Here is a 2,930-nt window from a genome sequence, read left to right as displayed (position 1 = left end):
CCCCCCCCCCCCCCCCCCCCCCCCCCCCCCCCCCCCCCCCCCCCCCCCCCCCCCCCCCCCCCCCCCCCCCCCCACTGCCAGGATCTCCCCGTGCTGATCGGACTCACCGGGGGTATCGGCTCCGGCAAGACAACCGTGTCGGACCTGCTCGGCGAGTGGGGCGCGGTGATCGTCGATGCCGACGTGATCGCCCGCGAAGTGGTGGCGCCGGGCAGCCCGGGGCTGGCCGCGCTGGCTGAGGCCTTCGGGCCGGAGGTACTCGGCGCCGACGGGGGACTGGACCGGGAGCGGATGGCCGCGATCGCCTTCGCCGACCCGCAGGCCCGGGCCCGGCTGAACGGCATCGTGCACCCGCTGGTCCGGGAACGGGCCGCCGCGCAGACCGCGGCCGCGCCGCCCGGCTCGGTGGTGGTGCAGGCTGTCCCGCTGCTGGCGGAGACCGCGCAAGCCGGCCAGAAGGGGGCCTTCGACCTCGTCGTGGTCGTCGACGTCGATGCGGACGTGGCCCTGGACCGGCTGGTCAGGATGCGCGGGATGACCCCGGAGGACGCCGCGGCGCGGATGGCTGCGCAGGCCTCCCGCGAGCAGCGGTTGGCGGTCGCGGACGTGGTGCTGGACAACTCCGGCGACCTGCCCCAGTTGGAGGAGCAGGTCGCCGAGTTGTGGCGCGAGGTGCAGGAGCGGGCCTGACCGGGTCCTGCCGGGCAGGCCCGGGTCTCAGGCCAGGACCGGCTGGTTCTGCGCGGCCTGCGGCCACGGCGGCAGCAGGACGGCGTCCCGGCCGGGCTCGTCGTAGCCGGGCTCGGTGCGGCTGACCAGGTACGGCGTGCGGGCCTCACCTTCGCGGGTGTGACCGATCAGCACGACGCCGGCGACCTTGGTGCCGCACCGGTCCAGCAGGTCCGCGGTGCGCTTGGCACTGGCCCGACTGGTCCGCCCCGACCGGGCGACGATCAGGACGGCGTCGGCCATCTCCAGGGCGTCCAGCGCGTCGCCGGCGCACTCCAGCGGCTCGGAGTCGATGACCACGACGTCGACCATCCGGCGGGCCACCGCGAGCACGTGCGGCAGGCCGGTGGCCAGTTGGCCGGGTTCACGGCCGCCCCGGGTACCGATGGACAGGACCTGGACGCCCGGGGTCTCGGCCGGCTGGACGACCTCGGCCAGCCGGGCGCCGGGGTCGGCGCCGGCGAGCAGGTCGGACAGTCCGGTGCCGGGCTGGATGCCCACGCCGTAGTGCGCGGTGGGGTGGCCGAAGTCGCAGTCGACGAGCAGGACGCGGCGCCCGGACTCGGCCAGCGCGGCAGCCAGGTTCCGGGCCACGCTGGAGCGGCCGTCGCGGCGGCCGGGGGAGGTGACGGCGATGATCCGCGGCACGCCCTCGTCCTGCCGGCCGCGGTTGAGCACGGCGCAGCGCAGGATCCGGTAGGCCTCCGCCACGGTGCCGGTGGGCCGGGTCAGGAAGGCCACGTGCCCGGCGTAGCGGGCCCGGCCGTTGGTGCGGGGAATCTCGCTCAGTACCGGGCTGGCGTAGGCGCGTTCCAGGGTCCGGCGGTCGTGCAGGCGGCCGTCCCGGCCGGGCGGGACAGCTCCGGCCAGCAGGATGCCCAGGCCAAGCCCGGCCAGGGCGCCCAGCGCTCGGCGCTCGGCCGGGTCGTCCGGGATCATGCCCTCGGCGCCGGTCGCCGCCACCGGGACGCCGATCGAGCGGAGCTGGATGCCGGTGGTCTGGGCGATGTAGGTCGCCGCCGCGGTGGCGTACGCGCCGGCGACCTCGACCGCGGCGTCCGGGCTGGTGGTGTGCGCGGTGATCAGCACCGAACCGGCCGCGCGGTCCAGCCCGACCGTCACGGCATCGGCGAACAGGTCGGCGTCGGTGAGCAGGTTCTGCTCGGCCGCGACGTCGGCGACCTCGGGCTGCTGCGCGATCCGGGAGGCCAACTCCAGCTGTTGCATCGACTGCACGGGCGCCGCCGGCTGGGCCGTCCGGGCGTTTCCGCCGGCCGGGCTCAGCACCAGTTCCGTGGTCGCGCTGCCGGCCTGGTGGCGCAGTCGTTCGGCCGCGTTCGGAGCCGAACTCGCGGCCAGCGCCGCCCCCAGCGCGGCCAGCACCACGACCACCCACCAGCGGCGGACCACCGAGCGGAGTCCCCGCATCAACCCGAGCCTCGTCATTGCCGAACCACCCCGAACTCGATTGCCCCGGCGCCCCAGGTCCCCTCCCGGAACGCCTGTCCCTCAGGACTTCTCCTGAGCACAGTGATCGTTCCTGATGTCCGTTTTGTCCCGCAATGCCTGAGGGACAAATATGACCGGAAGTAAACTCATGGTTCCGGTGTGACGGGAGAGGCTCAGTCCGTCGCGCGGGGCGTGCTCCGAACGAGCGGAAGCACGGTCGCCGGCGGCCGTGGACACGCCGCGGCGGGCTCGGGCAGGCCCTCGACCAGGGCGCGCACCAGGTCGAGCACGTCATCGGCGTCCAGGACCAGCGCGCTGGAGTCGCCGCCCGGCGTCTCGATGCTGAACTGCACCACCTGCTGGTCCGGTGACCACGTCACGCTCAGCGCGCGCCCGGAGTCAGCAGCGTCGACGAAGACCTCCGCGGGCTCGGGGAACTCCGGAGCGCCGCGGCGACGCAGCGGCACGACGTCGGCCATGCCTCGGACCTTGCGTCCCACGACGGCCCGATGTCAATCGGTGACCCCGCGATCTCACCTGATTCTCAATCTCGCCATCGGGCCCCACCTTCACTCCGTCGGCCCCGGCCCGCCCCGTACGCTGACGCCGGACGGGCGGGCGGGTGCCCGCCGAACCGACGCGGGAGGACAGCGGGTGGCGCAGGGCAGGCACACGGTCGACGATCTCGAGCTGGCGCGCGAGCTGGCCGCGGCCGCCGGGGAGCGGCTCGCGCAGCTGCGCACGGATTGGAC

The 2,930-nt window shown here is 75.0% G+C and carries 3 protein-coding genes; 1 reads left to right on the top strand and 2 read right to left on the bottom strand.

Translation table 11 applies throughout. From position 1 onward, the window contains the following. Positions 1-90 precede the first annotated feature (90 nt). Positions 91-690, top strand: coding sequence for a dephospho-CoA kinase (gene coaE / locus H0X00_RS19880; RefSeq protein ID WP_293774201.1), 600 nt, complete (start codon positions 91-93; stop codon positions 688-690). Positions 691-717: 27 nt separating this feature from the next. On the opposite strand, the gene H0X00_RS19875 is transcribed toward coaE, so the two are convergent. Continuing rightward, entirely contained in the window at positions 718-2,157 is a 1,440-nt protein-coding gene (locus tag H0X00_RS19875; protein WP_293774199.1) for a CpsD/CapB family tyrosine-protein kinase, read from the bottom strand. Positions 2,158-2,351: 194 nt separating this feature from the next. Beyond that, the gene (locus H0X00_RS19870) at positions 2,352-2,657 is read right to left on the bottom strand and encodes a hypothetical protein (protein ID WP_293774198.1); all 306 of its coding nucleotides are present in this window, start codon (positions 2,655-2,657) and stop codon (positions 2,352-2,354) included. Positions 2,658-2,930 lie beyond the last annotated feature (273 nt).

It is taken from the genome of Sporichthya sp. (assembly GCF_013815995.1).
In the GTDB taxonomy this organism is placed as follows: domain Bacteria; phylum Actinomycetota; class Actinomycetes; order Sporichthyales; family Sporichthyaceae; genus Sporichthya.
Note: the sequence above shows the minus strand (reverse complement) of the source record. Positions and strands in the feature narration are given on the sequence as shown.